This window comes from Pseudomonas monsensis (genome assembly GCF_014268495.2).
GTDB classification, from domain to species: domain Bacteria; phylum Pseudomonadota; class Gammaproteobacteria; order Pseudomonadales; family Pseudomonadaceae; genus Aquipseudomonas; species Aquipseudomonas monsensis.
On sequence record NZ_CP077087.1, the window covers coordinates 1,722,505 to 1,749,037 of the forward strand.

The window sequence follows — 26,533 nt, forward strand, 5'->3', positions numbered from 1 at the left end:
CTGCCCTCTCCCAGAGGGAGAGGTGACTGACCGTGTTGTTCATTCGAGTTACACCGACCTGAGATATCAGGGCCGAACTCCAGATTTGAAAAGCACACAGATCGGCTCCCTCGCCCTTGGGAGAGGGCTGGGGTGAGAGGCCACGTACTCAGCCGCCCAATCAATCTCCAGGCGAACAAAAAAGCCCCCGGCTCTCACGAGTCGGGGGCTTTTGTCTTCCAACGTTACGGCTTACAGCGTCGGGTAGTCGATGTAGCCGATCGGGCCTTTGGCGTAGAACAGCTCTGGACGCGCCTCGTTCAACGGCGCATCCGCCTTCAGGCGTGCCGGCAGATCCGGGTTGGCGATGAACGGCACGCCGAAGGCCACGGCATCTGCCTTGCCAGCCGCCAGCCAGGCGTTGGCGCTGTCTTTGGTGAAACGTTCGTTGGCGATGTACGGGCCACCGAAGGCTTCCTTCAGTTGTGGGCCGAGGCTGTCGGCGCCTTCTTTCTCGCGGGAGCAGATGAACGCGATACCGCGTTTGCCCAGCTCACGGGCGACGTAGGTGAAGGTTTCCGCCAGGTTGTCATCGCCCATGTCGTGGGAATCGGCGCGCGGTGCCAGGTGCACACCGACGCGGCCAGCGCCCCAGACTTCGATCGCCGCGTCAGTCACTTCCAGCAGCAGACGGGCGCGGTTTTCCAGGGAGCCGCCGTAGAGGTCGGTACGCTGGTTGGTGCTGCTTTGCAGGAACTGGTCGAGCAGGTAACCGTTGGCGCCGTGGATTTCCACGCCGTCGAAACCAGCCGCCTTGGCGTTTTCGGCACCGGTGCGGTAAGCGTCGACGATGTCGGCGATTTCAGCGGTTTCCAGAGCGCGCGGGGTTGGGTAGTCAGCCATTGGACGCACCAGGCTGACGTGACCTTTAGGCTGGATCGCGCTCGGCGCAACCGGGGTTTCACCGTTCAGGTACGACTCGTGGGAGATACGGCCAACGTGCCACAGTTGCAGGAAGATCTTGCCGCCGGCCGCGTGAATGGCCTTGGTCACGTTGGCCCAGCCACGCACCTGGTCATTGGACCAGATACCCGGGGTGTCCGGGTAACCGACGCCCATCGGTGTCACCGAAGTGGCTTCGGACAGGATCAGGCCGGCAGAGGCGCGTTGTACGTAGTACTCGGCCATCAGCGCGTTCGGCACACGGCCTTCGTCGGCGCGGCAGCGAGTCAGCGGGGCCATGATGATGCGGTTGGCCAGTTCGACGTCGCCGAGTTTGATCGGATCAAAAATAGTTGCCATGTCTACAACCCTCATAAGTAAAAGTTAATCAGTTGGTTGCCGGGGCCAGATCGGCGTTGCCGTTCTGACGGAAAGTGATCAGGGTCACCAGCAGGGCGAGCACTGCCAGCGCGGCGGCTGCGAGCGGCACGCTGGTCAGGCCGTAGCCGTGCGCGATGACGGTGCCGCCGACCCAGGCGCCAAGGGCATTGCCGACGTTGAACGCGCCGATGTTCAGGGTCGAAACCAGGTTCGGTGCCGCTTTGCCGAAGGTCACCACGTTGACTTGCAGTGCCGGCACGGCGGCGAAACAGGCGGTGGCCCAGAGGAACAGGGTGATTTCTGTCGGGATCAGCGCGACGCTGGTCCAGGTCAGCACGGTGGAGACCACGGCCATGGCGATGAATACGCCGATCAGCGTGGCGGCCATGCCTTTGTCGGCCAGCTTGCCGCCGATGATGTTGCCGACCGTCAGGCCCAGGCCGATCAGCATCAGCGTCCAGGTCACGCCACGGGGCGACACGCCGGTGACTTCGCCGAGCAGCGGCGCCACGTAAGTGAACAGGGTGAACACCGAGGCGGCGAACAGCGCGGTCATGCTCAGCGACAGCCAGATACCGGCGCCTTTGAGGGCGGCGAGTTCGGCGCGCATGTCGAGTTTTTCTTCGTCACGCTTGGCCGGCAGGAAGCGGATCAGGCCGATCAGTGCGATCACACCGATGACGGTCACGGCCCAGAAGGTCGAACGCCAGCCGGCTTCCTGACCCAGTGCGGTGCCCAGCGGCACGCCGAGGACGTTGGCCAGGGTCAGGCCGGTGAACATCAGGGCCACGGCCGAAGCGCGTTTGTTCGCCGGCACCAGATTGGCCGCCACCACCGAACCGATACCGAAGAAGGCACCGTGGCACAGCGCAGTGATCACGCGGGCAAACATCAGCACGTTGTAGTCACTGGCGATGGCGCAAAGCAGGTTGCCGACAATAAAGATGCCCATCAACGCGACCAGTGCAGCCTTGCGTGGCAGTTTTGCCGTGGCCAGGGCCATGAACGGTGCACCGATGGCCACGCCGAGGGCGTAGCCGGTCACCAGCCAGCCGGCGCCGGGGATCGACACACCGAGGTCGGCCGCCACATCGGGCAGCAGGCCCATGATGACGAACTCGGTGGTGCCGATGGCGAAGGCGCTCAAGGCGAGTATGAGTAGCGAGAGGGGCATGCAGGTTTCCTTGTCGGCTGGCTGACGTTAAGGGTCAGAGCTCTTTACTGAGGGTGCTGAGGAACGCCTGGATCACGTCCTCGTTACGTTTGAAAAAGTGCCATTGACCGGCCTTCTGGCTGCTGATCAGACCGGCGCGTTGCAACGTTGCCAGGTGTGCCGAGACAGTCGATTGCGACAGGCCGCAGCGCTGATCGATCTGCCCGGCGCAGATGCCGTACTCGTGGTTGTGCAACTGTTCCGGGAACTCGCCTTTCGGGTCTTTCAGCCAGTTGAGGATGTCTCGCCGTACTGGGTGCGCCAGGGCTTTTATTATTTCGTCGAGGTCAAGGTTCATGGCAGGGTGCTCGTGTGTGTACAACGCTATATCGCGATGAGGCGAACTTTAAATCGTTAGTTCGCGATACACCAATATGATTTTGATCTGAACTCAGCATAAATCGGTATATCGGGTTATAACGATACATGGGGTGTTGATTGCAGGACGCAGTGCTAAGCTGCGCCCATGAACTATCTCGCACATTTGCACCTCGGTGGCCAGCGTCCCGGCCAATTACTCGGCAGCCTCTATGGCGACTTCGTCAAAGGCCGGCTGCAAGGGCAGTTCGCTCCGGAGGTCGAGGCGGCCATTCAACTGCATCGACGGATTGACGTATTTACCGATCGTCATCCGTTGGTGGACACTGCCCTCGGGCGCTTTACCCAGACCCGCCGGCGTTATGCCGGGATCGTCCTCGATGTGTTTTTTGATCATTGCCTGGCGCGGGACTGGACGCTGTATGCCGATCAGCCGCTGGAGCACTTCACCGCAGATGTGTATCGGGTGCTGTCCCGTGAACCGCAATTGCCCGAGCGACTGGCGAAGATTGCCCCGCACATGGTCGCCAATGACTGGCTGGGTTCGTATCAGGAATTTGAAGTGCTGGAGCAGGTATTGCGCGGGATCTCGCGGCGGTTGACTCGGCCGGAAGAACTGGCGGGGGCGATGCAGGAATTGCGGCGGTTGTATGAGCCATTGAGCGAAGACTTCCGGTTGTTCTACCCGCAACTTCAGGACTTCGCCCAAAACCCGTCAATGACATAAAACCAATGTGGGAGCGAGCTTGCTCGCGAAGGCGTCGTGTCAGCCAACACCAACTTTGAATGACATACCGCTTTCGCGAGCAAGCTCGCTCCCACAGGGGAGAAGTGTGCTTCAGGCGGCGATCAGCTCGCCGGCACGACGTGGTTCAGCGGGTTTCGCCACCTCACCAAACAACGCCTTCTGCACTGCCTGCTGCGCTTCAAACGCCAATGCCGCACGCTCACGACCCTGGCAGGCAATCGGCTTGAGCAGATGCACTTCTACGTCACCGCAATCGTGGCTGAACAGGCGCATCAGGTGCGAGAGCAAATCGTCGTCACCAATGAACGGCGCCAGCGCGTCGATTTCGCCATCGCGCAGATAACGGATCGCCACCGGTTGCAGCATCACTTGCGAATCAATCGCCGCCGACAACAGGCGCCCATGGAAGGTCCGCAGCGAACGGCCGTCGGTGGTGGTGCCTTCCGGGAACATCAGCAGCGCATGATCGGTTTGCAGGTGACGGGTCATCTGCTTGCGGATCAACTGGCTGTCGCCCGAACCGCGACGGATGAACAGGCTGCCGGCCTTAGCCGCCAGCCAGCCGGCCACCGGCCAGGTGCGCACTTCGGCCTTGGACAGAAACGACAGCGGCGTCAGCATGCCCAGCAGCGGAATATCGGTCCACGACACATGATTGCTGACCCACAGCATCGGCTGCTTTGGCAGCTCGCCGTGCACGGTCACGCGAAAGGGCAGGGCATTGCTCAGACGCGCCATGAAAAAGCGCGACCAGCGCTGGCGACGCTCCATTGAATGCGCCAGGCCAATCCGTTCGAACACACCAAAGACGCTGGCCATGGTCAAACCCAGTGCCACCACCAGCAACACTCGCGCGATTCGCGCGTACACCCGCAGCCGGCTCATCACACCGCCGCCTTGAAGTGCTTGGCGTAGCGCGGGCAGAGTTCGTCGCGCTTGAGCAGGATGAACACGTCGGCGACCTGGAAGTCTTCGTCCCAGCACGGCTCGCCGCAGATCTTCGCGCCCAGACGCATGTAAGCCTTGAGCAGGGGCGGCATTTCGGCGATCACGTTGGACGGGATGTCCAGCGTTGGCAGCGGATTTTTCGGCTCGGCGCGCAGGTTTTCGGTGCACAGATAACGTTCGCGCAGGCGCTGCATGATCGCGTGGGCCTGGATACCGCCGTCCTGCATCGGAATGCTCGCGCAACCCATCAAATAGCTGTAACCGCCCTGATTCAACACTTCCGCCAGTTCACCCCAGAGCACGGCGATGGTGCCGCCGTTGCGGTAGGCCGGGTCGACGCAGGTGCGGCCGATTTCCAGAATCGGGCCTTGCAGATGCGCCAGGCCATGCAGGCTGAATTCTTCTTCGCTGTAGAACTTGCCCAGGCTGCTGGCGGCGGTGTGATCAAGCAGGCGGGTGGTCGCGACCAAACGGCCGGTGTTCAAGTCACGCACACCGATGTGGCTGCAGTGAACATCATAGTCATCCATGTCCAGACCCAGTTCCGCGCCTTTCAGTTTGGCGTTGAACTCGCCGCTGAAAACGTTGAAACGCAAGGCCTGGGCTTGCTGCAGAGCCTCGGCGCCGATCAGGCGTTCGGCTTGCAGGCGGCGTTCATTGCCGGTGTCGCTGATGCGGGCGATCTGAGTCATTGTGAATCTCCGTACGGGCCTTTAACCCGTCGTGGGTTGCAGCCGATCGACTTTCTTTATGCAGCCGTGTTGTGCAAAGTCAGGCTATGTAGCCCCGGTGTCATCGCCATGAACGTTCGGTGATGCTTATATGACAGCCCACAAGGAGCCTCTTATGCCCTGGCCCGCTCTGCTGCAAAACCGTGAACGGTTGCCCGCCGCCCCTGACCTTGCGGAGGGTTTTGCGACGTTGTTGCATCAACTGGGCAACGTCACACCGTTTGAATTGGCGGTGGCCGGCGCAAGCCGGATGGCGACGCCGGGGCTGGCGTTTCTGGTCGGATATCAGGCGGCGCTGAGGATGTTGTGGCCGAGCGCGCCACTGAGCCTCGGTGCATTGTGTGCGACCGAACAGCGCAGCCTGCGCCCGGCAGACATGCAGACCCGGCTGACGGATTTGCGCCTGAGCGGGCGCAAGGATTTCGTCACGGCCGGCGATGCTGCCGACTGGTTGTTGATCGCGGCACGCAGTGAGGAACCCGGTGAAACGCCGCGTCTGAGTCTGGCCGTGGTCTATCCCGGTGAACCCGGCGTGAGCGTGGAAAAACTGCCGGCGCTACCGTTGATGCCCGACATCAGTCATGGCCGTTTGCAGCTGGATGGTGCGTTGTGCGAGTTGCTCGCGGGTGATGGCTGGGATGCTTACGTCAAACCGTTTCGTACCCTTGAAGATGTCTATGTCCTGAGCGCGATGACCGCGTGGCTGTACGGCGTCGGCCAGGACAGCGACTGGCCGCAGACCCTGCAATTGCGCTTGCTGGCGCTGTTGGCCGGGTGTGCCGAAGCGAGTCGGCAGCCGCCGAACAATCCCGCCGGGCATGTGTTGCTGGGCGGGTTGTTTGCGCAGTTTGATGCGTTCAAACCCGAGATTGATCAGGCGTTGGCCGAGGGCAATCCGGAGTGGGCGCAGATGTGGCAGCGCGATCAGGGGGTGATGCAATTGGCGGCGGGGGCTCGGGCCAAGCGCTTGGCCAAGGCTTTGGCGGTGTCCTGACTGGCCCCATCGCTGGCAAGCCAGCTCCCACAGGTTTCACAGGTGTTCACAAAATTTGTATTCACGAAAGAACCCTGTGGGAGCTGGCTTGCCAGCGATGGCGATCTCATGGACAGCAAAATCTCAAATTTGTCATGAGCCCCGACTAGTCTCAGCAGGTTCTCCCCAAGAGCCCTCGTCATGTGCAAAGGCCTGTCGCTGTTTCTGCTGCTGATCTGCTTCACCGTTCAAGCCGAACCATGGCCCGGCGAAGAATGGCCAATCGGCCCGAAGATCACCGGCGCGGCTGTCGAGGCCTTGGAGCGTTACGCCTTCCCGTCCCGCGATGACAGCACCCGCCAGGGCGTCCGCACCGATGCCCTGCTGATCGTCCGCGATGGCCAGATCATCTACGAACGCTACGCCGGCCCGACCACCGAACAAACCCCGCATCTGACCTGGTCGATCAGCAAAAGCCTGATGGCCACCGTCCTCGGCGTGGCGTACGGCGAAGGCCTGTTCAAACTCGAAAACCCGGCCGTGCAGTTTTACCCACCGCTGGAAAAACACCCGACGATCAAAATCGCCGACCTGCTGCACTGGGCCTCAGGCATCGACTGGCAGGAAGACTACGAGTACGCACCGCTGAAATCCTCGGTGGTGGCGATGCTCTACACCCGTGGTCATCAAGACATGGCGGCGTTCAGCGCCGATCACGCAGCCTATGCCGAACCGGGGCAGGCGTTCCGTTACTCCAGCGGCGACAGCAACCTGCTCGCCGCCGCCTTGAAAAACATCGTCGGCGCGCAACGTTATCCGGACTACCCGTGGACGGCGTTGTTCGAACCCCTGGATATCCGCCACGCCGTGTGGGAAACCGATGCCGCCGGCACGTTTGTCGCGTCGTCCTACGCTTATCTGACGGCGCGCGATCTGGCGCGGGTCGGTCTGTTGATGGCCCGCGATGGACGCTGGAAGGATCGGCAATTGCTGCCCAAGGATTGGGTGGCCTTCAACCGTCAACCCTTCAGCGGTTACAAGGCCCATCAGGACGAAGCCGTTCCCGGGGGCCAATGGTGGCTCAATCGCCCGGCCGATGGCGCCGCCTCGCCGTGGCCCGACGCCCCTCCCGACACCTTTGCCGCCCTCGGCCACTGGGGCCAGGCGCTGTACGTGATTCCCAGTGAAAAACTGGTGATCGTGCGCTATGGCGATGATCGTGATGGCAGTTACCGCCACAACGAATTGCTCAAACATGTGTTGAAGGCGGTGCAGCCATGAAGCGCTTGTTTGTGGTGCTGCTGATCGTGTTGCTTGGGTGGATCGGCTACGAGCGTGAAAATCTATGGGCGTTCCCGGACATCATCAGCGCCTACACCGCCAAGGAATATTGTTCGTGCCGTTATGTGATGAACAACGACGTCGGGTATTGCCGTGGCTATGTGAAACAGTGGCTGCCGACCCGCCACTTTACCGATGACGCCGCCAGCAAAACCATCACCGTCAGCGGCCTGGGTCGCAGCAACAGCGCCCGCTGGCAGGGCGAGCGCCAGGGCTGTCGCCTCGATCCCTGAAACCCTCGATCCGCCAGACAGTAGATAACCCTGTGGGAGCAGGCTTGCCAGCGATGACGGTGTTTCAGTCAACAGAGATATAGCCTGCCCTGGCGCTATCGCTGGCAAGCCAGCTCCCACAGGGATTTTCACCAATCGTTAGATTTGCTGCGATCAGTTTGCAATAACTGCGTGGGCGGTTAAGGTTCGTGCAGGTTTATTGCCCCCACGAGTCTTCAATGTTCAACCGCCCCCTCATTGCAACCGTGTCCAGCCTGTTGCTGGCCGCCGCCGCGTTGCCGGCGCAGGCCAATTGGTACCTGGATGGCGAGTCGTCGCGGCTCTCGTTCGTCAGCACGAAAAACGCCAACGTCTCCGAAGTGCAGCGCTTTCTGGTGTTGCACGGCAAGGTCGATCCGGATGGCCGCGCCGAAGTCGAAGTCGAGCTGGACTCGATCAACAGCGGCGTCCCGCTGCGTGATGAACGCATGCGCAAAGAGTTGTTCCAGATTGAGCAATTCCCCGAAGCGACCATCACCACCCAGATCGACCTGCGGCCGATCAACGATCTGGCCCCCGGCGCGCAGCTGGAGTTGCGCTTGCCGCTGACCGTCAACCTGCACGGCAAACAACACGAATATCCCGCCGAACTGCTGGCAACGCGTCTCGATGACCGCCGGTTTCAAGTGGTCACGCTGGAGCCCTTGGTGATCAACGCCGAGGATTTCGATCTGGCGCCGGGGCTGGAGTCCTTGCGCAAACTGGCCGACCTGTCAGCCATCAGTCTGTCAGTGCCGGTGGGTGCGGTGCTGATCTTCACGGCGCGCTGACATGCGCGGTGGGGTGTTTCCGTGGCGTGACGGCAACCGGTTCGAGTTGTTGATCGACGGCCCGCAATTTTTCCCGCGCATGCTCGAGCAGATTGCCGGCGCTCAGGAGCAGATCGAGCTTGAGTTGTATCTGGTCGAGGCCGGCGCCTGTGCCGAAACCATCGTGCAAGCCCTGGTGCTGGCGGCCGAGCGCGGGGTGCGCGTGCGGTGCCTGTTCGATGATTACGGCAGCCTCGCGTTTACCCTGCATCTGCGTCAGCGCCTGATCCAGGCCGGCGTCGAGCTGCGTTTCTACAATCGCCTGAACTGGCGGCGCTGGGTCGGCAATTTCTACCGCGATCATCGCAAGCTGTTGCTGGTCGATCAGCGTCTGGCAGTGGTGGGGGGGACCGGTGTCACCGATGAATTCTGGACGCCGGGCCACGCCACCAGTGAATGGCATGAGGTGATGGTGGAAATCAGCGGCCCGCTGGTGATTGACTGGCAATTACTGTTCGACCGCCAATGGATCGCCAACCGCTATCGCCGCGCCTGGCGACCGGCCGCGCATTTCGGTCTGCCGCGTTTGCCACGAGTACCGGACAAGGGCGAGGGCATGGGCCGCGTAGCGTATGCCGACGCCCGCCAGCATCGCGACATTCTGCAATCACTGTTCCGCGCCTTGAACAGCGGACAGCAACGCATCTGGATGGCCACGCCGTACTTCCTGCCCACCTGGAAAATTCGCCGCTCCCTGCGCAAAGCGGCCGCGCGTGGCGTCGATGTGCGCCTGCTGCTGACCGGCCCGCGCACCGATCACCCCTCGGTGCGCTACGCCGGGCATCGCTACTACCCGCGACTGCTCAAGGCCGGGGTGCAGATCTTTGAATACCAGCCGTGCTTTCTGCATTTGAAAATGGTGCTGGTGGACGATTGGGTGAGCATCGGCTCATGCAACTTCGATCACTGGAATTTACGCTTCAATCTGGAGGCGAACCTGGAAGCGCTGGATCCGGCGTTGACGGCAGCAGTGCAGGCGAGTTTCGTGAAGGACTTCGGGCTGAGCCAGCAGGTGAGTCTGGAAGAATGGCAGCGCCGACCGTTGTGGCGGCGGGTGAAGCAGCGGGTGTGGGGATGGGTGGATCGGGTGGTGGTCAATATCCTCGATAGACGCGGCTAGTTGCAACACCCCAAAACACTGTGGGAGCTGGCAAGCCAGCTCCCACAGGTTTTGTGTGTAGCTTCAGTTCTTACAGCAATTCGAAGCTCTGCTGCGTCACGTCCTGGGAATCCAGGCCGATCTGCACGTTGAACTTGCCAGGCTCGGCCGCGTATTTGAGCTGGGCGTTGTAAAACTTCAGGTCATCCTCGGTGATGGTGAAGTGCACGACTTTCTGTTCGCCGGCCTTGAGCATGATTTTCTGGAAGTTCTTCAGTTCTTTCACCGGGCGGATCATCGAACCGGTGACGTCCTGAATGTACAGCTGCACCACGGTTTCGCCGTCACGTTTGCCGGTGTTCTTCAGCGTGACGCTGGCGTCGAGCTTGCCGGTGGCGTTCAGGGTTGTCGACGACAGCGCCATGTCGCTCAGGGCGAAGCTGGTGTAGCTCAGCCCGTAACCGAACGGGAACAGCGGACCTGTGGTGTCATCGAAATACTGCGAGGTGTAGTTGCCCGGTTTGCCCGGTGTGAATGGCCGGCCAATGCTCAGGTGGTTGTAATAGGTCGGAATCTGGCCTACGGAGCGCGGGAAGGTCACCGGCAGTTTGCCCGACGGGTTGTAGTCGCCGAACAGCACGTCAGCGATGGCGTTGCCGCCCTCGGTGCCACTGAACCAGGTTTCCAGAATCGCGTCAGCCGACTGGTTCTCTTCGAGGATGGTCAGCGGCCGGCCGTTCATCAATACCAGCACCAGCGGCTTGCCGGTGGCTTTCAGTGCGCGGATCAGCTCGCGCTGGTTCTGCGGGATGTTCAGGTCGGTACGGCTCGAGGATTCGTGGGACATGCCACGGGACTCGCCCACCGCTGCGACGATCACGTCAGCGTCCTTGGCGGCTTTCACCGCTTCGTCGATCAGTACGTTGGCCGGACGCGGGTCATCGACCACTTCCGGCGCGTCGAAGTTGAGGAAGTTCAGGTAGTCCAGGACCTTCTTGTCGCTGGTGATGTTGGCGCCACGGGCGTAGATCAGGTTCGCCTTGTCGCCGATCACCGAACTCATGCCGTCGAACAGGGTCACCGACTGCGCAGGGCGCCCGGCGGCAGCCCAACTGCCCATCATGTCGATCGGCGCCTTGGCCAGCGGGCCGACCAGGGCGACTTTCGCGTCTTTCTTCAGCGGCAGGGTGTCGTTCTGGTTCTTCAGCAGCACCAGACTGCGGCGCGCCACGTCACGGGCCTCGGCGCGGTGCAGGCGGCTGTCGGCGTAGGTGTCGGCCGGATCATCTTCAGCCTTGCCGATGCGCAGGTACGGGTCTTTGAACAGGCCCATGTCGTACTTGGCGGCGAGCACTTCGCGCACCGCGTTGTCGATGTCTTTCTGTTCGATGTCGCCAGACTTGAGCAGCCCCGGCAGCTCTTTGCCGTACAGGGTGTCGTTCATGCTCATGTCGATGCCGGCCTTGATCGCCAGCTTCGCCGCTTCACGACCGTCGCGTGCCACGCCGTGCTTGATCAGTTCGAAGATCGCGCCGTGGTCGCTGACCGCCAGGCCCTTGAAGCCCCAGTCCTTGCGCAGCAGATCGTTCATCAGCCAGGTGTTGGCCGTGGCCGGGATGCCGTTGATCGAGTTCAGCGCCACCATCACACCGCCAGCGCCGGCATCAATCGCGGCGCGGTACGGTGGCAGGTAGTCCTGGTACATCTTCACCGGGCTCATGTCGACGGTGTTGTAGTCGCGACCACCCTCGACCGCACCGTACAGGGCGAAGTGCTTGACGCTGGCCATGATGCTGTCGGCGGCGCTCGGGGTGTCGCCCTGATAGGCCTTGACCATGACTTTGGCGATGCGCGAGGTCAGGTAAGTGTCTTCACCGAAACCTTCGGAGCTGCGGCCCCAACGTGGGTCACGGGAGATATCGACCATCGGCGCGAAGGTGATGTCGAGGCTGTCGGACGCAGCTTCCCTGGCGGCAACGCGCCCGGACTGGCCGATGGCGTCCATGTCCCAGCTCGAGGCGAGGGCCAGTGGAATCGGGAAAATCGTACGGTGGCCGTGGATCACGTCGTACGCAAAAAACATCGGAATCTTCAGGCGACTGCGCATCGCCGCGTCCTGCATCGGACGGTTTTCCGGGCGGGTGATCGAGTTGAACGTACCGCCGATGTTGCCGGCGGCGATCTCTTTGCGGATCAGCTCGCGAGGCATCTCCGGGCCGATGCTGATCAGGCGTAACTGGCCGATCTTCTCGTCGAGGGTCATTTGCTTCATCAGGTTGCTGATGAACGCGTCCTTGTTTTCCAGGGGTACCGGGGTCGTGGCGGCCAATACTTGATGACTGGCCAGGCTGACGAACAGACCCAGCAAACACAGCTTCTTCATGAATGTTTTTCTCTAGGGCCCAAACGGCAATGCAATGCCGGCCAGCCAAAATTTAGGGAGCGACTATTGTTGTTCGGGTGCAGGCTCGAAAAGTCAGAGCCGGAAAACGGCAGCCGACGGTTGGCAGCGTGAGCGCGCAGGGCACTTTTTAGCCCATTGGCCCGTCGCAATCCAGTGGCGCGGCCGATTATGCCCCAACAGCCGGCGAGAATGTTTCGCGCTCGGTTTTAAATGAAATGTGCCAGGGAGCATCATTTTGATGAATGTCAGTCCGATCTACCGTTCGCGTTTGCAAGTTGTCACGTTACTGATATTGGCAACGCTGCTGACTGCGTGCGGCATCAACAATATTCCGACCCTCGACGAACAGGCCAAGGCCGCCTGGGGCCAGGTGCAGAACCAGTATCAGCGTCGCGCGGACCTGATTCCCAACCTGGTGGAAACCGTGAAGGGTTACGCCAAGCATGAAGAGGCAACCCTGACAGCGGTCGTCGAAGCCCGGGCCAAGGCGACGTCGATCCAGGTCGATGCCAGCACCCTCGACAATCCTGAGAAACTCAAGCAGTACCAGCAGGCGCAGGATCAACTGAGCGGCGCGTTGAGTCGCTTGATGGTGGTCTCCGAGCGTTATCCGGACCTGAAAGCCAACCAGAACTTCCTCGCCTTGCAATCGCAACTCGAAGGCACGGAAAACCGTATTGCCGTGGCGCGGCGCGATTTCATTCTGGCGGTGCAGAAGTACAACACCGAGATCCGCACGTTTCCCGGTCGCCTCTGGCACAGCGTGATGTACAGCGATCTGCCGATTCGCGAAACCTTCGAAGCCACGACCCCCGGTGCGGAAAAGGCCCCGGAAGTGAAGTTCTGACCCGAGGTTATTCATGCGTGTGTTGAAGATAGGCCTGGTGCTGATCCTGTGGCTGTTCGCCGTCAGCGCCCGGGCCGAGTTGACGTTCCCGGCGCTGAGCGGACGCGTGGTCGACGAAGCGCAAATGATCGAGCCGTCGGTGCGTGCGCAACTGAGCCAGCAATTGCAGGCGCACGAGCAGACGACCGGCGAGCAACTGGTGGTGGTCACGGTGCCGGACCTGCAAGGCACCACCATCGAGGATTACGGCGTGCAACTGGGCCGGCACTGGGGCATCGGCCAGAAGGACAAGAACAACGGCGCGCTGCTGATCGTCGCCCGGGACGAGCGCAAGTTGCGCATCGAAGTCGGTTACGGGCTGGAGGATCGCCTGACGGACGCCCAGACATCGGTGATCATCCACCAGGTCATCACTCCGGCGTTCAAGGCCGGCAATTTCAGCAAGGGCATCAGCGACGGCGTGGCGGCGATGCTGGTGGTGCTCGGCGGTAATCCGCTGGACGAGCCGTCGACGGTGTATGAGTCGAGCGGTGATCCGCAAAACGATTTTGTCTCGCGCCATCCGCTGTTGTTCGTTTTTCTGGTGATGTTGTTCATCCTGACGGTGTTTGTCTGCCAGATGCTCGGTATCCTTCCCGCCGGCCGTGGCGGCTCCGGTGGCGGGGGCGGCTTCGGCGGCGGTGGATTTGGTGGCGGCGGCGGAGGCGGGGGCTTCAGCGGCGGCGGGGGCAGTTTCGGCGGCGGCGGTTCGTCCGGCGGCTGGTGACATTAAAAGAATAATGAGCAGGCACTTTCGACATGGCATTACTGACTGAACACGAACAGCGCAAAGTCGCCGAGGCGATCGCCCGGGTCGAACGCGACACTGACGCCGAACTGGTGACGGTGCTGGCAGCCCGCGCCGACGACTATGCGTACATCCCGTTGCTGTGGGCCAGTCTGCTGGCGTTGCTGGTGCCAGGCATCGTCCACTACCTGACGGGCTGGTTGACCATGCGCAGTCTGTTACTGGTGCAGTGGGGGCTGTTCATTGTCCTGTGCCTGCTGTTTCGCCTGCCGAAAGTCACCACTCACCTAGTCCCGCGCCGCGTGCGCCACTGGCGTGCATCGAACCTGGCGCGGCGGCAATTTCTCGAACAGAACCTGCACCACACCGTCGGCAGCACCGGGATGCTGATCTTTGTCTGCGAGGCCGAGCGTTACGTGGAGATTCTGGTGGACGAGGGCATTTCCCGGCGGCTGGACAACAAGAGCTGGGATTTGATTGTTGCGGCGTTTACCGAGCAGGTCAGGCAAGGGCGCACGCTGGAGGGGTTTGTCACCTGTATCGAAGCGTGTGGGGAATTGCTGAAAGTGCATGTGCCGGTGACGCAGGTGAGGAATGAGTTGCCGAATCGGTTGATTGTGCTGGGGTGAGACAAACCCTCACCCCAGCCCTCTCCCGGAGGGAGAGGGGGCCGACCGAGGTGTCTTGCGCTCGACATCGACCTGAAAAACCGTGTGGATTATGGATTCAAGGCAAATCGTTCAAGTCGGTGTATCTCGTCAATATCCCCCAATCAGTCCCCTCTACCTCTGGGAGAGGGCTAGGGTGAGGGCCGCTTTAACCAACCGTTCGGCAAATAAGAGCGTGTCCCCAATCCCCATCCCCCCTAAAATACCTGCCATTCCCGATTTCGCCCGTCCGAGGCCGCTTTTTCATGTCCGTTACCGCCCCGTCCATCAAGCCTGCGCCCGATCACCACGCCCAGTTCATCGAACTGCTGCAAACCAGCCTCGAACAGAACGGCTTCATCAAACTGGTGCTGGCCAAGTACGTGGGCGAAGAGGCAGATCTGCAGCGGATCATCATCAAAGCGGTGACGGTCAAGGCCCAGCCGAACCTGTCGTTCGTCTATCGCTACAAGACCCGTGACATCACCAAGAATCTGGCGCTGAGCGAAGGCGTGGCGGTGATTGCCGAGCTGCTGCCGGCCGCGTTCAAAAATGCGCATTTGCTGACCGTGACCGACGAAGCCCAGCTCGAATACAGCAAAAAGGGCAAGTCTTCGCTGTTCAAGAGCAAACCTCAGCAATTGCGTGAAGCGCCGTCCGCCGAGCACAACCGCGAGAAAAACCGTTTTCTGGAGCTCAGTCGACCGTTCCTCAAGGACCTCGGCGTGACCAACGCGCAACATGAGCTGATCCCGGCGATGTCGCGCAAGTGGAAGCAGATCAACAAGTTCATCGAAGTGTTCAGCCACGCCCTGACCTCGTCACCGCTGGCGCTGGACAAACCGGTGCGGGTGGCGGACTTCGGTTCGGGCAAGGGTTACCTGACGTTTGCCATCCACGATTACCTGCGCAACACGCTCAAGGCCGAAGGCGAAGTCACCGGCGTCGAATTGCGCGAGGAAATGGTCAACCTGTGCAACGCCGCCGCTGTGAAGCTGGAACACCCGGGGCTGGTGTTCAAGTGCGGTGACGTGCGCAGCGTGGCGCCGAGCGAGCTGGACGTGATGATCGCCCTGCATGCCTGCGACATCGCCACCGATTACGCGATCCACACCGGCATCCGCTCGGGTGCCTCGATCATCATGTGCTCGCCGTGCTGCCACAAGCAGATTCGTCTGCAGATCCAGAGCCCGGCACTGCTCAAACCGATGCTGCAATACGGTCTGCACCTCGGACAGCAGGCGGAAATGGTCACTGACAGCTTGCGCGCGCTGTTCCTCGAAGCCTGTGGTTACGAGACCAAGGTGTTCGAGTTCATCTCGCTGGAACACACCAACAAGAACAAGATGATTCTGGCGGTGAAACGCGCCGAGCCGCTGGACCCGGCTCAGTTGTTGGTGAAGATTCAGGCGTTGAAAGACTTCTACAACATCAGCGAGCACTGCCTGGAAACCTTGCTGCGCGCAGACGGTTACCTGGCCTGACCTGGATCCTGTGGAAGCAAGCCTGCTCGCGACATCATTGTGATGGTCAGTCGGCCTTCGCGAGCGCGCTCGCTCCCACATGGGGCTTGATGACGGTCTTGCGACCGAGCATCACCGTCGCAATTACCCCGCAGGCAAATACCCAGGTGATCGGCTCCACCTGTTCGCCAAAGAACAACGCTGAAAACGCGATGGTGAAGAAAATCTGCAGCAACTGGATCTGACTGACCCGCGCAATCCCGCCCATCGCCAGCCCGGCGTACCAGGCGAAGAACCCGAGAAACTGCGAGAACAGCGCGACGTAGCCAAAAGCCCACCAGGTCCTGGCCGACACTGCGCCGTGATGTTGCAGCGCCAGGTACAGCACCGGCCCGATCAGCAGCGGCGTCGACAGCACCAGCGCCCAGCAGATCACCTGCCAGCCGCCCATCTCCTTCGCCAGTCGCCCACCCTCGGCATACCCCAGGCCACCCACGGCAATTGCGCCGAGCATCAACAGGTCCCCGGCCTGAATGCTGCCGGCACCGGTGTACAGCGCGTAACCGAGCACCAGCGCACTGCCCAGCGCGGCGCAGGCCCAGAAGGCTTTCGACGGCCGTTCATGGGACAGCCACGCCGCATACAGCGCCACGCACAGCGGCTGCAAACCATTGACCAGTGCGCCATGGGACGCCGGCAAGGTCTGCATGGCCCACGCCGACAACACCGGGAAGCCGAGGATCACCCCGGCGATCACCAGGCTCAGGCCTTTGATCTGCTGCCAGGTCGGCCATTTTTCCCGGCGCCACAACAACAGCAACGCTGCCGGGATTGCCGCGAACAACGCCCGCCCCAGGCCATTGAGCAATGGATGCAGTTCCTGCACCACGATCCGGGTGAAGGGCAGGGTGAGGCTGAAAATCACAACCCCGAGCAGGCCGAGGGCCATGCCGGTGTTTTCGCGCGAAGACATAGGAAGACCGAAATTGAGGGTGGCAGGGAACGCCCCTCATAAAGCCATAAACCGTGGACTTCTGGCTGTTACAGCTAGGCACAGACTTAGGCGTACAGTTCGAGTTTGCCATCGCTGGCAAGCCAGCTCCCACAGTGTCCGAGTTGAGCGCCAAATGGGTGATCGACACAGAACCTGTGGGAGCTGGCTTGCCAGCGATGAAGTCAACTCGGTAGTAGCCGGTTGTTACCCGCCCGAACGGATAAGGTCTACCTTGAATACTCCCAGGCATTTCCCAGAGGAGTCCTCCCCATGGCCGCGAAAAAAATTCTGATGCTGGTCGGCGATTACGTCGAAGACTACGAAGTGATGGTGCCGTTCCAGGCCCTGCAAATGGTCGGGCATACCGTGCACGCCGTGTGCCCGGACAAAGCCGCCGGCAAGACCGTGCGCACCGCGATCCATGACTTCGAAGGCGATCAGACCTACAGCGAGAAACCCGGTCACCTGTTCGCCCTCAACTTCGACTTTGCCAAGGTCGCCGAAGCCGACTACGACGCCCTGCTGATCCCCGGCGGTCGTGCGCCGGAATACCTGCGCCTGAACGAAAAAGTCCTCGAACTGGTGCGCGCCTTCGACAAGGCCGGCAAGCCGATTGCGGCGGTCTGCCACGGTGCGCAATTGCTGGCGGCGGCGGGCGTTCTCGAAGGGCGCGAGTGCAGCGCCTATCCGGCCTGTGCCCCGGAAGTGCGCCTGGCCGGTGGTACGTACATCGACATCCCGGTGACGGACGGCCACGTTCAAGGCAATCTGGCCACTGCACCGGCCTGGCCGGCGCATCCGAACTGGCTGGCCGGTTTCCTCGGCTTGCTTGGCACCAAAATTACCCTGTAACGAGGATTCGTCCATGTGCGAGCTCTACGTCAAGGCCGATCCGATTCTCTACGAATCCCGCTCGCGCTCGCTGCGCATCCGCGGCGTGGTGACGACGCTGCGCCTGGAAAACCAGTTCTGGGACATCCTCAGCGAAATCGCCGAAGTTGACGGCATGACCACCAATCAACTGATCGCCAAGCTGTATGAAGAGGTGATGGACTATCGCGGCGAAGTGGTGAATTTCGCCTCGTTCCTGCGGGTGAGTTGTACGCGGTATCTGAGTCAGCGGCGGGTGAGTGCGCCGGAGTTGTCGGTGGTGCGGGCGCTGGTGAAATAGCCCTGACCGAGTTGACCCCATCGCGGGCAAACCCCCACAGTTTTCTCTGGTGCTCACAAATTTTGTGTTCGCTGAAGAACCTTGTGGGAGCGAGCTTGCTCGCGAAGGCGCCGCTTCAGGCGACAGAAGTCTGAGGCTGGTCTTTACTTCGAAGCGCGGAACCTCTCAACCGCCAAGGAGAATCGAGCATGTCCGGATGGTACGAAGTGAGCAAAAGCAGCAACGGTCAGTTCAGGTTTGTGCTGAAGGCCGCCAACGCCGAAACCATTCTCACCAGCGAGCTCTACACCACCCGTGCGGCCGCCGATAACGGCATTGCTGCGGTGCAGACCAACAGTCCGCTGGACGAGCGCTACGAGAAAAAGACCACCAGGGATGGCCATCCGTACTTCAACCTCAAGGCTGCCAACCATCAGATCATTGGCAGCAGCGAGTCGTACACCAATGACGCTGCGTGCGCCAAAGGCATCGCCAGCGTCAAGGCCAACGGGCCGAGCAAAACGGTCAAGGACAAGACCTTGCCAGTGCTCTGAATTCGCTCTCAAATTTCACACAGCTCCTGTGGGAGCGGGCTTGCCCGCGATGAGGGCCTATCATTCAGCATTGATGTTGACTGATACACCGCTATCGCTGGCAAGCCCGCTCCCACAGGTAATTGTGTGTGTGAGATCAACGCAGGGTCTCGAGGATCGCTTGCAGCTGACCTCGCCCCGCCTCGCTCAACGCAAACACTGGCAAGCGCGGATCGCCAACCTCCAGCCCTGTCTCGCGCAACCCGGCCTTGATCGTCGCCGGTAAACCACCCTTCAAGATGAAGTCCAGCAGCGGCAACTGGCGGTAGAACAACTCGCGTGCCCGTTCCAGATCACCGGCCAGCGACGCCGCGTATAAATCCAGATTGAGCTGGGGGATCAGGTTCGGTGCGGCGGTGCACCAACCCTTGGCTCCAGCGGCAAACGCTTCCAGCGCCAGCGGATTGCAGCCGTTGTAGAAGGGCACCTGAGCGTCGCCGAGCAGTTGCAGCTTATGCATGCGCTGGATGTCGCCGGTGCTCTCCTTGACCATGGTCACGTTTTCCACCTCGTTGACGATGCGCAGAATCAGTTCCACCGACATGTCGGTGCCGCTGGTGGCCGGGTTGTTGTAGAGCATGATCGGCACGCCGATGCTGTCGCCGATGGCGCGGTAGTGCGCAAGGATTTCCGCTTCGCTGAGCTTCCAGTACGAGGCTGGCAGCACCATCACCACGTCGGCGCCGTGGGCTTCGGCGAAGCGTGCACGGCGTATGGCTTTGGCGGTGGTCAGGTCGGACACGCTGACGATGGTCGGCAGCCGTTTGGCCACGTGTTTGATGCTGAACTCGGCAACCTGATCCCACTCGGCGTCGCTCAGGTAGGCGCCTTCGCCGGTGCTGCCCAGCGGGGCGATGGCGTGGACGCCGCTGTCGATCAGGCGATTGATAGACTGGCCGAGCGCCGGCAGGTCGAGGCCTTCACCGTTGGCGCCGAACGGGGTGATGGTGTAGCCGATGATGCCGTGAATGTTGGACATGATGAGTCTCCGGAAAAAGCTGAAATCAGTTCAGGCAATCGGCGTGCTGGCGCAGGTTCTGCCGGGCGTAATAGTTGAAAGCGGCGGCGTGGCGTTTGGGTTTCGACACCCAGTCATGGGCCTCGCGGCCCAGCGCCGGAATGATCGGTTTGATGGTGCCGGCCGCCATCGCCAGCAGTTGCAGCCTGGCGGCGCGTTCGATCAGTTGGGCGATGACACAGGCTTCTTCGATCGTGGTGCCGGTCGACAACTGGCCGTGGTGCGAAAGCAGAATCGCGCGCTTGTCGCCCAGCGCGCCGGCAATCAGCTCACCTTCTTCATTGCCCACCGGCACGCCCGGCCAACTTTCGAGAAACGCGCAGTCGTCGTACAGCGGGCACAGGTCCATGTGGGAAATCTGCAGCGGCACTTCCAGCATCGACAGCGCGGCAATGTGCGCCGGGTGGGTGTGGATGATGCAGTTCACGTCTGGCCGGGCGCGGTACACCCAGCTGTGGAAACGGTTGGCCGGGTTGGCCATGCCGTGCCCTTCGAGGACTTCCAGGTCTTCATTGACCAGCAGCAGATTGCTCGCGGTGATTTCATCGAACCCCAGGCCCAGTTGCTGAGTGTAATAGGTGCCGGGCTGTGGACCACGGGCGGTGATTTGTCCGGCCAGACCGGAGTCGTGGCCATTCTCGAATAGAATCCGGCAGGTCAGTGCCAGCTTTTGCCGGTCAGTCCACGTATTATCAGCCAGGCTTTTTTGCATCTGGGTCAGCGCTTGCTTGACCAGTTGTTCTTTGGGTAGTGCTAATGTCTTGGCCATGTGTGTGTCCTTTGGGTGAGAGCAAATGACACGAAAGAGGCTATATGACACAAAGTGTCATTGGCAAGTATAAATCGTCGCTTCCTTGCTGGAATAACCGCTGCGCATGTCTATCCGTTTGAAATTATTGAGAAAAAAACTTGGGGTGACACTTGAGGCGCTGGCCGAAAAATCCGGCATGACCAAGAGTTACCTGTCAAAAGTCGAGCGCGGGTTGAACACGCCGTCGATCGCTGCCGCGCTGAAACTGGCGAAAGCGCTGAACGTGAAGGTCGAGGAATTGTTCTCCGAGGACAGCGTCAGCCTCGACAGCTACAGCCTGGTGCGCAGCCACGAACGCCAGTCCCTCGCGGCCAACGATCAGAGCCCCGGGTATGCGGTGCTGGCGCATCAGGTCAGCGAACGCAACCTGCTGCCGTTCATCATTTACCCGGCGAAGGAATTCACCGACAAGACCTTCAAGGAGCATGTGGGCGAGGAGTTTCTGTTCGTCCACGAAGGGCAGGTGGAAGTCGATTTCATGAACGAGAAGGTGCTGCTCGAGCGTGGCGATGCGCTGCACTTCAATGCACAGAAGCCACACCGGATCCGCTCGGTGGGCGAGGTGCAGGCGCAGTTGCTGGTGGTGGTGCACAGCACCGAAGAATGAGTTGATTGGGCTAAAGCTATCGCGAGCTGGCTCACTCCTACAGTTGAAATGCGATCCCTTGTAGAAGTGAGCCTGCTCGCGATGGCGTCGGTAGCCTCGCCACTAAACTTCGACTGGCACCGACAGTTTCGGGCTGCCGAGTGCATGGCTCTTGGCATCAAAAAAACGCAACTCAACGCCCGTGCCCTCGAACACCTTCGCGTAATGCCGCTTCTGATGCTGAATGAACGCCACACTGCGCGGATAAATCGAGATCGCCACGGTCTTCGGTTTCGCCAACCGCAAGGCGCGCACGATGTGGGCGTCCTGTTCACCCAGGGCATGGCCAAAGATGCACAGACTGTCGCCATGCCCCAGCAACTGCTCATAGCAGAACGACAGATAATCCGAACTGCGGATGGTCTTGAGCTTGTCCGCGCTCGGCCCTTCGTTGACGAACAGCGGCACGTCGTCCAGCGTCTTGATCGTGTTGTTGATCGCAAAACTGCCGAGCAGGGTGCCTTCGGTCGAGGTCAGTTTGCGCGCAGTGCCGTCCTGATTACGCACCAGGTGCAGACCGCCGTGCAGGTACAGCAGGCGCGGCTTTTCACTGCTGCTTTCGCTCAGGTCGAAACTGGCATCGGGGCCGTTGAACAGGTCGTCTATGGCCTCATTGTTGTGTTGCAGCGCCCAGTAATTGAGCAAGTCGTAGTTGGTGGTGAACACCGTGCGATAACGCGCCAGTTCTTCGTTGAGCGTCGCCAGGGTTGAGGCCTGCACCAGCCGCCACGGAATGTGCACCGCGTGCACGGTATTGATCAGCGCTTCCTTGATCGCGTAGTAGCGGTTGCGCGGTGCCGCCGAGCTGACGGCCAGCGCCTTGTTCACCCGGCTGGTGGTTTTCAGCGCGCCGAGTACCTGCTCGAAGCTGCGCGTCTGCATCGCGTCGAACACGCTCAGTTCCGACGGGCTCAGCGGTTTCTCTTCCACGCTGCGGGCGTTTTCGAACAGCGAGTCGTAGCCGAAGTCGTCCCACACCGCGCGGCTGGCACCGTTGCCCACCAGCAAGCCTGTGAAGTCGTTGGTGGCGCGCAGGGCGTTCCAGTCTTCGAGGGTCGCGTCGACATCCAGAAAATCGCTCATTGCTTGGCACATCTCAAAACTTAGGGGCTGATGGGCGGCGACTTTATCACGAGCGGGCATTGAGCCAGATCAACATCGGCCGTGACCGATCGGTCGATCCTGTGCACATCCGCCGTATCGGAGCAGTCGATTCGGCCTCAGTCAGGAGACGCGCATGAGCAGCACATTTTTCATTCCGGCCGTAAACATCATGGGCAACGGATGCCTCGACGAGGCCATGATTGCGATTCGCAATTACGGTTTCCGCAAGGCGCTGATCGTCACTGACGCGGGGCTGGCCAAGGCCGGTGTGGCGACGATGGTCGCCGAAAAACTGGCGATGCAGGACATCGACTCGGTGATCTTCGACGGCGCCAAACCGAACCCGAGCATCGCTAACGTCGAGTCCGGGCTGGCGCTGCTCAAGGAAAGTCGCTGCGATTTCGTTGTATCGCTGGGCGGCGGTTCGCCGCACGACTGCGCCAAGGGCATCGCCCTGTGTGCGACCAACGGCGGGCAGATCCGCGACTACGAAGGCGTCGACCAATCGAGCAAGCCGCAACTGCCGCTGATCGCCATCAACACCACCGCCGGCACGGCCAGTGAGATGACCCGCTTTTGCATCATCACTGACGAATCGCGTCACGTGAAAATGGCCATCGTCGACCGTAACGTCACACCGCTGCTGTCGGTCAACGACCCTGAACTGATGGTCGCCATGCCCAAAGGCCTGACTGCCGCCACCGGCATGGACGCCTTGACCCACGCCATCGAAGCCTACGTGTCGACCGCCGCCAACCCGATCACCGACGCCTGCGCGCTGAAGGCCATGACCCTGATCAGCAACAATCTGCGCCTGGCCGTGCGCGACGGCAGTGACCTCGCCGCGCGGGAGAACATGGCGTATGCACAGTTCCTTGCCGGCATGGCCTTCAACAATGCGTCCCTCGGCTATGTGCACGCGATGGCGCATCAATTGGGCGGTTTCTACGACTTGCCTCACGGTGTGTGCAACGCCGTGCTGCTGCCCCACGTGCAGACGTTCAATGCGCTGGTGTGTGCCGATCGTCTGACCGATGTTGCCCATGCCATGGGCGCGGACATTCGCGGCTTCAGCCCGGAGGAGGGCGCGCAAGCGGCGATCAACGCGATCCGTTGCCTGGCCAGAGATGTCGATATTCCAGGTGGCCTGCGTGAGCTCGGCGCCAAACTCAACGACATTCCGGTGCTTGCCACCAATGCCTTGAAAGACGCATGTGGCCTGACCAACCCGCGGGCGGCGGATCAGCGGCAGATCGAGGAAATTTTCCGCAACGCGTTTTGAGTCGGTAGCGTGCCGATCTTGATGAGCTGACCTGACTGCCCCCTTCGCGAGCAAGCCCGCTCCCGCATTGGATCTGTGTTGTTTGCAAATCCCCCGGGAAGTGGGCTTGCTCGTGAAGACGGCTTCGCCAACACCACAAAATCAAGGATTCTCACATCGGCCAACAGCCACCACATTCCTCTCGCCCCCGCCAATCTGAATCAACACCCCCCCCCCTCCAGTGGAGCAACGTCTCCAACACGTGTGGCACGCGTGCGTGAGAGCGAGCGGCGGGCATGGATCGTGGTGCCGTCGCCGTTGGAGATATCGTCGTTCACGTTCGTGCTGACGTGGCACAAGCGTTGAACGGCTTGAATCGCAGGATTGAGGAGGGGATAGTGCGCGGCTGAAACATTATCAAGGAGCGGGAAGTGCCAGTGAAGTCTGGATGGATCGGCTGCTTAGCGCTGTGTGGAGGGTTGATCACGGAAGCTGCGTTGGCGGAATGTCTGCCTCCGCAGCAAGGGGATGTTGCAGGGTATTCGGTCTGTAAGGAATGGCCGGCGTATCCAGGCCAGACCCTGAACGCCGCGACGAAGCTTGAGTCGGATGGCACCGCCGGAAATGACGATACCAGCGGGACTTACGATCTTGTGGTCTCGATCAGGTCGAGTACAGATAACGAGATGCTGGCCGATTACTACAAGCGATCTGCTTTTGTCTCCGATGCCATTGCCTTGCAGGGGCTGGAACTCGACACGGCGCGCTACAAACTCAGCCCTGAGCTTCGGGCGTTTGGTGTGCGGGTCAGTTTCAAAGGTTCTTCGCGCGTCAATCCTATGGATGAAACGTGGCTGACCCTCTATGTCAAAGAGGGCAGGCATCTGCGCCCGGTGCTGGATCGGTTGGTGGTTTACGGTTTCAGTGGTGAGTGGGACGGCAACTGCGCCGGCGAGCGTGCAACCACGGTTCGCACCCTCGAAATGGCTAAAACCAGCTCTCACGGCTATGCCGACCTCATCGTCAAGTCCGTCACAACGGGCGTGGCTGGCGAGGGAACCGCCGAAACCTGCGAGCTGAAAACGACGACCAACAAGCCGGTGCTGACCACGCTTCGCTATGACGGCAAGGCTTACGTCATACCTGCAGATTTCAAGGGCATCTGACGCGCCCGCAACCCCTCTCTTTTCAAGGAAGAACCATGCTGACACCCACCAGACTTCTTATTGCCTTCAGTTTTCTGGCCGTTAGTACTCAGGTCAACGCCGCCTGCACCACCCAGAGTTTCGACGGCACATCCATGTCGCGCTGCAACGTCTGGCCGGCCTTCCCGAGTCAGGCGATCTCGGTGAAATCCACCTACCTTGCCGATTCCGGCGGCGATGATGCCGGGGTATTCGACCTGGACCTGTCGATCGTCAATGCCAGTAACGCCAAGCCCATCGCCACTTATCGCAAACCGGGGGCCTTCAACTCCGATGCGGTGCGCTTTGATGATCTGCGCATCGACACCGCTCGCTATCGCCTGGCGCCGGAGGTTCGGGCCTTTGGCCTGCGCGCCAAGTTCGTGCACAGTTCCCATGCCATTCCCTATGAGAAAACCGATCTGGCGTTGTATGTGCGTGAGGGGGATGAATTGCGTCCGGTACTCGAAGGCCTCGTCGTGTACAAGAACAACGGTGAATTCACCAACGACTGCGAAGGCTATACCCGGGAAATCCGCAGGACGCTCGAGGTCGGCCCGTCGAGTCATCATGGTTTCGCCGACCTGATCGTCACCACCCGTGGCACAAAAATGAAGAACACCCGATCCGCCAGCCAGTGCGTGTCGAAAACCACCCACCTGAAAAGCCAACAGATCACCCTGACCTACGACGGCCAGCAATACATCGTCCCCGAAGACCTCAGAGGTTACTGAACCGATGCTCACCGGCCTCAACCACCTGACCCTGGCGGTCAGCGATGTGGATCGCAGCCTGGCGTTTTATCACGAGCTGCTGCAACTGCGCGTCGAAGCGACATGGGACGCCGGTGCCTACCTGTCGCTGCCGGGGCTGTGGTTGTGTCTGTCACTCGATCCGCAGCGCCTGTCCGCGCCCGCCGTCGATTACACCCATTACGCGTTCAGCCTCGGCGAGGTGGATTTTCCGCACTTCGTCCAGCGGCTAAAAGCGGCCAACGTGCAGCAATGGCGGGACAACCGCAGCGAAGGTGCATCGTTCTACTTTCTCGATCCTGATGGCCACAAGCTCGAAGTCCACGTCGGTGATCTGGCCTCGCGACTGGCAGCGTGTCGGTTCAAACCGTACACCGGCATGCGTTTTTACGACGAGTCATGATCAGACACATTTGTCTGTTATAGACTGGCCACCACGTGTAATGGCCCCGTGCAGGTTTTCCATGACTCCATCGTTGTTACTGGCCGTGCTGGCCTCGGGTTTCATCTATGGCATCACGCCGGGTCCTGGCGTGCTGGCGGTGTTCGGTATTGGCGCGGCCCACGGACGGCGGGCCGGGGCCGGTTTTCTCTGCGGGCATCTGCTCGGCGATGTGGTCTGGTGCAGCACCGCGCTGATCGCCATTGTCGGCGCCCGGGAAATCGGCAGCACTGCGTTCGATGTGCTCGGCGTGCTCAGCGGTTTGTACCTGTTCTGGCTTGGCTGGCGTGCAGTGCGTGCTCAGCGTCGCAGCGGTGACGAACCGCAAGGCGCGGCGCGCCAGCCGTTCTGGCACGGTATTGTGTTCGGTCTGACCAATCCCAAGGCGTACCCAGTGGCAGTCGCGACGTTCACCGCGCTGCTGTCGAGCCGCGCTGAATTGCTGAGCTGGTCGATGCTGCCGACGCTGATCGCCCTGAGCTTCCTCGGCGGACTGCTGGCCTACGCGATCCTGATTGGCGTGGTCGGCGCGCAGCGCGTGCGGAGGCTGTATCAGCGTCACGAATTGCTGATCACGCGGTTGTGTGGCGTGATGTTCATCGGTTTCGCCATCAACGCGCTGATGCATGCGCTGCCGGGGCTGATGCCGAACAAGGCTTGAAGGTGTGTGCAGGGA

Annotated in this window: 29 protein-coding genes; 19 read left to right on the plus strand and 10 right to left on the minus strand. The window is 60.9% G+C overall.

Features of this window, described 5'->3' with window-relative positions; translation table 11 throughout:
• Positions 1 to 231: 231 nt before the first annotated feature.
• From HV782_RS07455 to HV782_RS07465, 3 genes are read right to left on the minus strand one after another with little or no spacing between them, the layout of a single operon-like run.
• Entirely contained in the window at positions 232 to 1,281 is a 1,050-nt protein-coding gene (locus HV782_RS07455) for an alkene reductase (RefSeq protein ID WP_123465350.1), read from the minus strand.
• A 28-nt stretch (positions 1,282 to 1,309) separates the two neighbouring features.
• Positions 1,310 to 2,476: an MFS transporter gene (locus HV782_RS07460; RefSeq protein WP_123465352.1), complete on the minus strand. Its 1,167-nt coding sequence runs from the start codon at positions 2,474 to 2,476 to the stop codon at positions 1,310 to 1,312.
• Between the two features lie 34 nt (positions 2,477 to 2,510).
• A complete protein-coding gene (locus HV782_RS07465; RefSeq protein WP_016771327.1) occupies positions 2,511 to 2,813 on the minus strand; it encodes an ArsR/SmtB family transcription factor in 303 nt (100 codons plus the stop codon).
• Between the two features lie 168 nt (positions 2,814 to 2,981).
• On the opposite strand from HV782_RS07465, the gene HV782_RS07470 reads away from it, so the two are divergent.
• Entirely contained in the window at positions 2,982 to 3,560 is a 579-nt protein-coding gene (locus HV782_RS07470; RefSeq protein WP_186744512.1) for an acyl carrier protein phosphodiesterase, read from the plus strand.
• A 111-nt stretch (positions 3,561 to 3,671) separates the two neighbouring features.
• On the opposite strand, the gene HV782_RS07475 is transcribed toward HV782_RS07470, so the two are convergent.
• Complete coding sequence (locus HV782_RS07475) at positions 3,672 to 4,466, minus strand: lysophospholipid acyltransferase family protein (protein WP_123465356.1); 795 nt, start codon at positions 4,464 to 4,466, stop codon at positions 3,672 to 3,674.
• The gene (gene olsB, locus HV782_RS07480) at positions 4,466 to 5,221 is read right to left on the minus strand and encodes an L-ornithine N(alpha)-acyltransferase (protein ID WP_016982801.1); all 756 of its coding nucleotides are present in this window, start codon (positions 5,219 to 5,221) and stop codon (positions 4,466 to 4,468) included. Before olsB ends, HV782_RS07475 begins: the two co-directional genes overlap by 1 nt.
• A gap of 154 nt (positions 5,222 to 5,375) precedes the next feature.
• Here olsB and HV782_RS07485 point away from each other — a divergent pair, with 154 nt between their 5' ends.
• From HV782_RS07485 to HV782_RS07505, 5 genes are all read left to right on the plus strand, one after another.
• Positions 5,376 to 6,254 (plus strand): acyl-CoA dehydrogenase middle domain-containing protein, encoded by an 879-nt coding sequence (locus HV782_RS07485; protein WP_186744513.1) that lies wholly within the window; start codon positions 5,376 to 5,378, stop codon positions 6,252 to 6,254.
• 180 nt (positions 6,255 to 6,434) lie between these two features.
• Positions 6,435 to 7,514, plus strand: a complete 1,080-nt coding sequence (locus HV782_RS07490) for a serine hydrolase domain-containing protein (RefSeq protein WP_186744514.1) — start codon at positions 6,435 to 6,437, stop codon at positions 7,512 to 7,514.
• Complete coding sequence (locus HV782_RS07495; protein ID WP_186744515.1) at positions 7,511 to 7,807, plus strand: amidase; 297 nt, start codon at positions 7,511 to 7,513, stop codon at positions 7,805 to 7,807. The genes HV782_RS07490 and HV782_RS07495 overlap by 4 nt, the downstream gene beginning before the upstream one ends.
• A 218-nt stretch (positions 7,808 to 8,025) precedes the next feature.
• Positions 8,026 to 8,616 carry a YceI family protein gene (locus tag HV782_RS07500; protein ID WP_186744517.1) on the plus strand — a complete coding sequence of 197 codons (591 nt, stop codon included), beginning with the start codon at positions 8,026 to 8,028 and terminating at the stop codon, positions 8,614 to 8,616.
• A 1-nt stretch (position 8,617) separates the two neighbouring features.
• Complete coding sequence (locus HV782_RS07505; protein ID WP_123465366.1) at positions 8,618 to 9,775, plus strand: phospholipase D-like domain-containing protein; 1,158 nt, start codon at positions 8,618 to 8,620, stop codon at positions 9,773 to 9,775.
• Between the two features lie 70 nt (positions 9,776 to 9,845).
• Here the strand turns inward: HV782_RS07505 and bglX are convergent, their stop codons facing one another.
• Positions 9,846 to 12,137: a beta-glucosidase BglX gene (bglX, locus tag HV782_RS07510; protein WP_186744519.1), complete on the minus strand. Its 2,292-nt coding sequence runs from the start codon at positions 12,135 to 12,137 to the stop codon at positions 9,846 to 9,848.
• Positions 12,138 to 12,396: 259 nt separating this feature from the next.
• Here bglX and HV782_RS07515 point away from each other — a divergent pair, with 259 nt between their 5' ends.
• The 4 genes from HV782_RS07515 (at position 12,397) to HV782_RS07530 (ending at position 15,923) form a co-directional block, all read left to right on the plus strand.
• Complete coding sequence (locus HV782_RS07515; protein WP_128616228.1) at positions 12,397 to 13,005, plus strand: LemA family protein; 609 nt, start codon at positions 12,397 to 12,399, stop codon at positions 13,003 to 13,005.
• 13 nt (positions 13,006 to 13,018) lie between these two features.
• Positions 13,019 to 13,771, plus strand: coding sequence for a TPM domain-containing protein (locus HV782_RS07520; protein ID WP_186744521.1), 753 nt, complete (start codon positions 13,019 to 13,021; stop codon positions 13,769 to 13,771).
• A gap of 32 nt (positions 13,772 to 13,803) precedes the next feature.
• The gene (locus tag HV782_RS07525; RefSeq protein WP_186744524.1) at positions 13,804 to 14,421 is read left to right on the plus strand and encodes a TPM domain-containing protein; all 618 of its coding nucleotides are present in this window, start codon (positions 13,804 to 13,806) and stop codon (positions 14,419 to 14,421) included.
• Positions 14,422 to 14,705: 284 nt separating this feature from the next.
• The gene (locus tag HV782_RS07530; protein WP_186744526.1) at positions 14,706 to 15,923 is read left to right on the plus strand and encodes a class I SAM-dependent methyltransferase; all 1,218 of its coding nucleotides are present in this window, start codon (positions 14,706 to 14,708) and stop codon (positions 15,921 to 15,923) included.
• 46 nt (positions 15,924 to 15,969) lie between these two features.
• Here the strand turns inward: HV782_RS07530 and HV782_RS07535 are convergent, their stop codons facing one another.
• Positions 15,970 to 16,875, minus strand: a complete 906-nt coding sequence (locus tag HV782_RS07535; RefSeq protein ID WP_186744528.1) for a DMT family transporter — start codon at positions 16,873 to 16,875, stop codon at positions 15,970 to 15,972.
• Positions 16,876 to 17,166: 291 nt separating this feature from the next.
• Between HV782_RS07535 and HV782_RS07540 the strand changes: the two genes are divergently transcribed.
• The 3 genes from HV782_RS07540 to HV782_RS07550 all read left to right on the plus strand — a co-directional run bounded on the left by HV782_RS07540 (position 17,167) and on the right by HV782_RS07550 (position 18,600).
• A complete protein-coding gene (locus HV782_RS07540) occupies positions 17,167 to 17,748 on the plus strand; it encodes a DJ-1/PfpI family protein (RefSeq protein WP_123465380.1) in 582 nt (193 codons plus the stop codon).
• A 13-nt stretch (positions 17,749 to 17,761) separates the two neighbouring features.
• The gene (locus tag HV782_RS07545) at positions 17,762 to 18,067 is read left to right on the plus strand and encodes a ribbon-helix-helix domain-containing protein (protein WP_186744530.1); all 306 of its coding nucleotides are present in this window, start codon (positions 17,762 to 17,764) and stop codon (positions 18,065 to 18,067) included.
• 188 nt (positions 18,068 to 18,255) lie between these two features.
• Complete coding sequence (locus HV782_RS07550) at positions 18,256 to 18,600, plus strand: YegP family protein (protein ID WP_186744532.1); 345 nt, start codon at positions 18,256 to 18,258, stop codon at positions 18,598 to 18,600.
• 136 nt (positions 18,601 to 18,736) lie between these two features.
• Here the strand turns inward: HV782_RS07550 and HV782_RS07555 are convergent, their stop codons facing one another.
• Together HV782_RS07555 and HV782_RS07560 are read right to left on the minus strand one after the other, a co-directional pair.
• A complete protein-coding gene (locus HV782_RS07555) occupies positions 18,737 to 19,621 on the minus strand; it encodes a dihydrodipicolinate synthase family protein (protein ID WP_185015796.1) in 885 nt (294 codons plus the stop codon).
• Positions 19,622 to 19,643: 22 nt separating this feature from the next.
• A complete protein-coding gene (locus HV782_RS07560; RefSeq protein WP_123465388.1) occupies positions 19,644 to 20,426 on the minus strand; it encodes an aldolase in 783 nt (260 codons plus the stop codon).
• A gap of 106 nt (positions 20,427 to 20,532) precedes the next feature.
• On the opposite strand from HV782_RS07560, the gene HV782_RS07565 reads away from it, so the two are divergent.
• A complete protein-coding gene (locus tag HV782_RS07565; RefSeq protein ID WP_186744534.1) occupies positions 20,533 to 21,075 on the plus strand; it encodes a helix-turn-helix domain-containing protein in 543 nt (180 codons plus the stop codon).
• Between the two features lie 102 nt (positions 21,076 to 21,177).
• Here HV782_RS07565 and HV782_RS07570 read toward each other — a convergent pair whose 3' ends face one another.
• Complete coding sequence (locus HV782_RS07570; protein WP_186744536.1) at positions 21,178 to 22,197, minus strand: DUF4917 family protein; 1,020 nt, start codon at positions 22,195 to 22,197, stop codon at positions 21,178 to 21,180.
• Between the two features lie 154 nt (positions 22,198 to 22,351).
• Here HV782_RS07570 and yiaY point away from each other — a divergent pair, with 154 nt between their 5' ends.
• From yiaY to HV782_RS07595, 5 genes are all read left to right on the plus strand, one after another.
• Positions 22,352 to 23,500: an L-threonine dehydrogenase gene (yiaY, locus tag HV782_RS07575; protein WP_123465394.1), complete on the plus strand. Its 1,149-nt coding sequence runs from the start codon at positions 22,352 to 22,354 to the stop codon at positions 23,498 to 23,500.
• Positions 23,501 to 23,910: 410 nt separating this feature from the next.
• Complete coding sequence (locus HV782_RS07580; protein ID WP_186744538.1) at positions 23,911 to 24,645, plus strand: PA3715 family protein; 735 nt, start codon at positions 23,911 to 23,913, stop codon at positions 24,643 to 24,645.
• Between the two features lie 35 nt (positions 24,646 to 24,680).
• Positions 24,681 to 25,397 (plus strand): PA3715 family protein, encoded by a 717-nt coding sequence (locus tag HV782_RS07585; RefSeq protein WP_186744540.1) that lies wholly within the window; start codon positions 24,681 to 24,683, stop codon positions 25,395 to 25,397.
• 4 nt (positions 25,398 to 25,401) lie between these two features.
• Positions 25,402 to 25,818 (plus strand): fosfomycin resistance glutathione transferase, encoded by a 417-nt coding sequence (fos, locus tag HV782_RS07590; RefSeq protein WP_186744542.1) that lies wholly within the window; start codon positions 25,402 to 25,404, stop codon positions 25,816 to 25,818.
• Positions 25,819 to 25,879: 61 nt separating this feature from the next.
• Positions 25,880 to 26,518, plus strand: coding sequence for a LysE family translocator (locus HV782_RS07595; protein ID WP_123465402.1), 639 nt, complete (start codon positions 25,880 to 25,882; stop codon positions 26,516 to 26,518).
• Positions 26,519 to 26,533 lie beyond the last annotated feature (15 nt).

Excerpts from the sequence above, each read along its gene's own strand:
- HV782_RS07495 (WP_186744515.1), top strand. The coding sequence starts at position 7,511 with ATGAAGCGCTTGTTTGTGGTGCTGCTGATCGTGTTGCTTGGGTGGATC.
- fos (WP_186744542.1), top strand. The coding sequence starts at position 25,402 with ATGCTCACCGGCCTCAACCACCTGACCCTGGCGGTCAGCGATGTGGAT.
- HV782_RS07455 (WP_123465350.1), bottom strand. The coding sequence starts at position 1,281 with ATGGCAACTATTTTTGATCCGATCAAACTCGGCGACGTCGAACTGGCC.
- HV782_RS07475 (WP_123465356.1), bottom strand. The coding sequence starts at position 4,466 with ATGAGCCGGCTGCGGGTGTACGCGCGAATCGCGCGAGTGTTGCTGGTG.
- yiaY (WP_123465394.1), top strand. The coding sequence starts at position 22,352 with ATGAGCAGCACATTTTTCATTCCGGCCGTAAACATCATGGGCAACGGA.
- HV782_RS07470 (WP_186744512.1), top strand. The coding sequence starts at position 2,982 with ATGAACTATCTCGCACATTTGCACCTCGGTGGCCAGCGTCCCGGCCAA.
- HV782_RS07585 (WP_186744540.1), top strand. The coding sequence starts at position 24,681 with ATGCTGACACCCACCAGACTTCTTATTGCCTTCAGTTTTCTGGCCGTT.
- HV782_RS07485 (WP_186744513.1), top strand. The coding sequence starts at position 5,376 with ATGCCCTGGCCCGCTCTGCTGCAAAACCGTGAACGGTTGCCCGCCGCC.
- HV782_RS07525 (WP_186744524.1), top strand. The coding sequence starts at position 13,804 with ATGGCATTACTGACTGAACACGAACAGCGCAAAGTCGCCGAGGCGATC.
- HV782_RS07520 (WP_186744521.1), top strand. The coding sequence starts at position 13,019 with ATGCGTGTGTTGAAGATAGGCCTGGTGCTGATCCTGTGGCTGTTCGCC.
- HV782_RS07490 (WP_186744514.1), top strand. The coding sequence starts at position 6,435 with ATGTGCAAAGGCCTGTCGCTGTTTCTGCTGCTGATCTGCTTCACCGTT.
- HV782_RS07545 (WP_186744530.1), top strand. The coding sequence starts at position 17,762 with ATGTGCGAGCTCTACGTCAAGGCCGATCCGATTCTCTACGAATCCCGC.
- HV782_RS07535 (WP_186744528.1), bottom strand. The coding sequence starts at position 16,875 with ATGTCTTCGCGCGAAAACACCGGCATGGCCCTCGGCCTGCTCGGGGTT.
- HV782_RS07560 (WP_123465388.1), bottom strand. The coding sequence starts at position 20,426 with ATGGCCAAGACATTAGCACTACCCAAAGAACAACTGGTCAAGCAAGCG.
- HV782_RS07465 (WP_016771327.1), bottom strand. The coding sequence starts at position 2,813 with ATGAACCTTGACCTCGACGAAATAATAAAAGCCCTGGCGCACCCAGTA.
- olsB (WP_016982801.1), bottom strand. The coding sequence starts at position 5,221 with ATGACTCAGATCGCCCGCATCAGCGACACCGGCAATGAACGCCGCCTG.
- HV782_RS07540 (WP_123465380.1), top strand. The coding sequence starts at position 17,167 with ATGGCCGCGAAAAAAATTCTGATGCTGGTCGGCGATTACGTCGAAGAC.
- HV782_RS07595 (WP_123465402.1), top strand. The coding sequence starts at position 25,880 with ATGACTCCATCGTTGTTACTGGCCGTGCTGGCCTCGGGTTTCATCTAT.
- HV782_RS07500 (WP_186744517.1), top strand. The coding sequence starts at position 8,026 with ATGTTCAACCGCCCCCTCATTGCAACCGTGTCCAGCCTGTTGCTGGCC.
- HV782_RS07530 (WP_186744526.1), top strand. The coding sequence starts at position 14,706 with ATGTCCGTTACCGCCCCGTCCATCAAGCCTGCGCCCGATCACCACGCC.
- HV782_RS07515 (WP_128616228.1), top strand. The coding sequence starts at position 12,397 with ATGAATGTCAGTCCGATCTACCGTTCGCGTTTGCAAGTTGTCACGTTA.
- HV782_RS07550 (WP_186744532.1), top strand. The coding sequence starts at position 18,256 with ATGTCCGGATGGTACGAAGTGAGCAAAAGCAGCAACGGTCAGTTCAGG.
- bglX (WP_186744519.1), bottom strand. The coding sequence starts at position 12,137 with ATGAAGAAGCTGTGTTTGCTGGGTCTGTTCGTCAGCCTGGCCAGTCAT.
- HV782_RS07505 (WP_123465366.1), top strand. The coding sequence starts at position 8,618 with ATGCGCGGTGGGGTGTTTCCGTGGCGTGACGGCAACCGGTTCGAGTTG.
- HV782_RS07565 (WP_186744534.1), top strand. The coding sequence starts at position 20,533 with ATGTCTATCCGTTTGAAATTATTGAGAAAAAAACTTGGGGTGACACTT.
- HV782_RS07570 (WP_186744536.1), bottom strand. The coding sequence starts at position 22,197 with ATGAGCGATTTTCTGGATGTCGACGCGACCCTCGAAGACTGGAACGCC.
- HV782_RS07460 (WP_123465352.1), bottom strand. The coding sequence starts at position 2,476 with ATGCCCCTCTCGCTACTCATACTCGCCTTGAGCGCCTTCGCCATCGGC.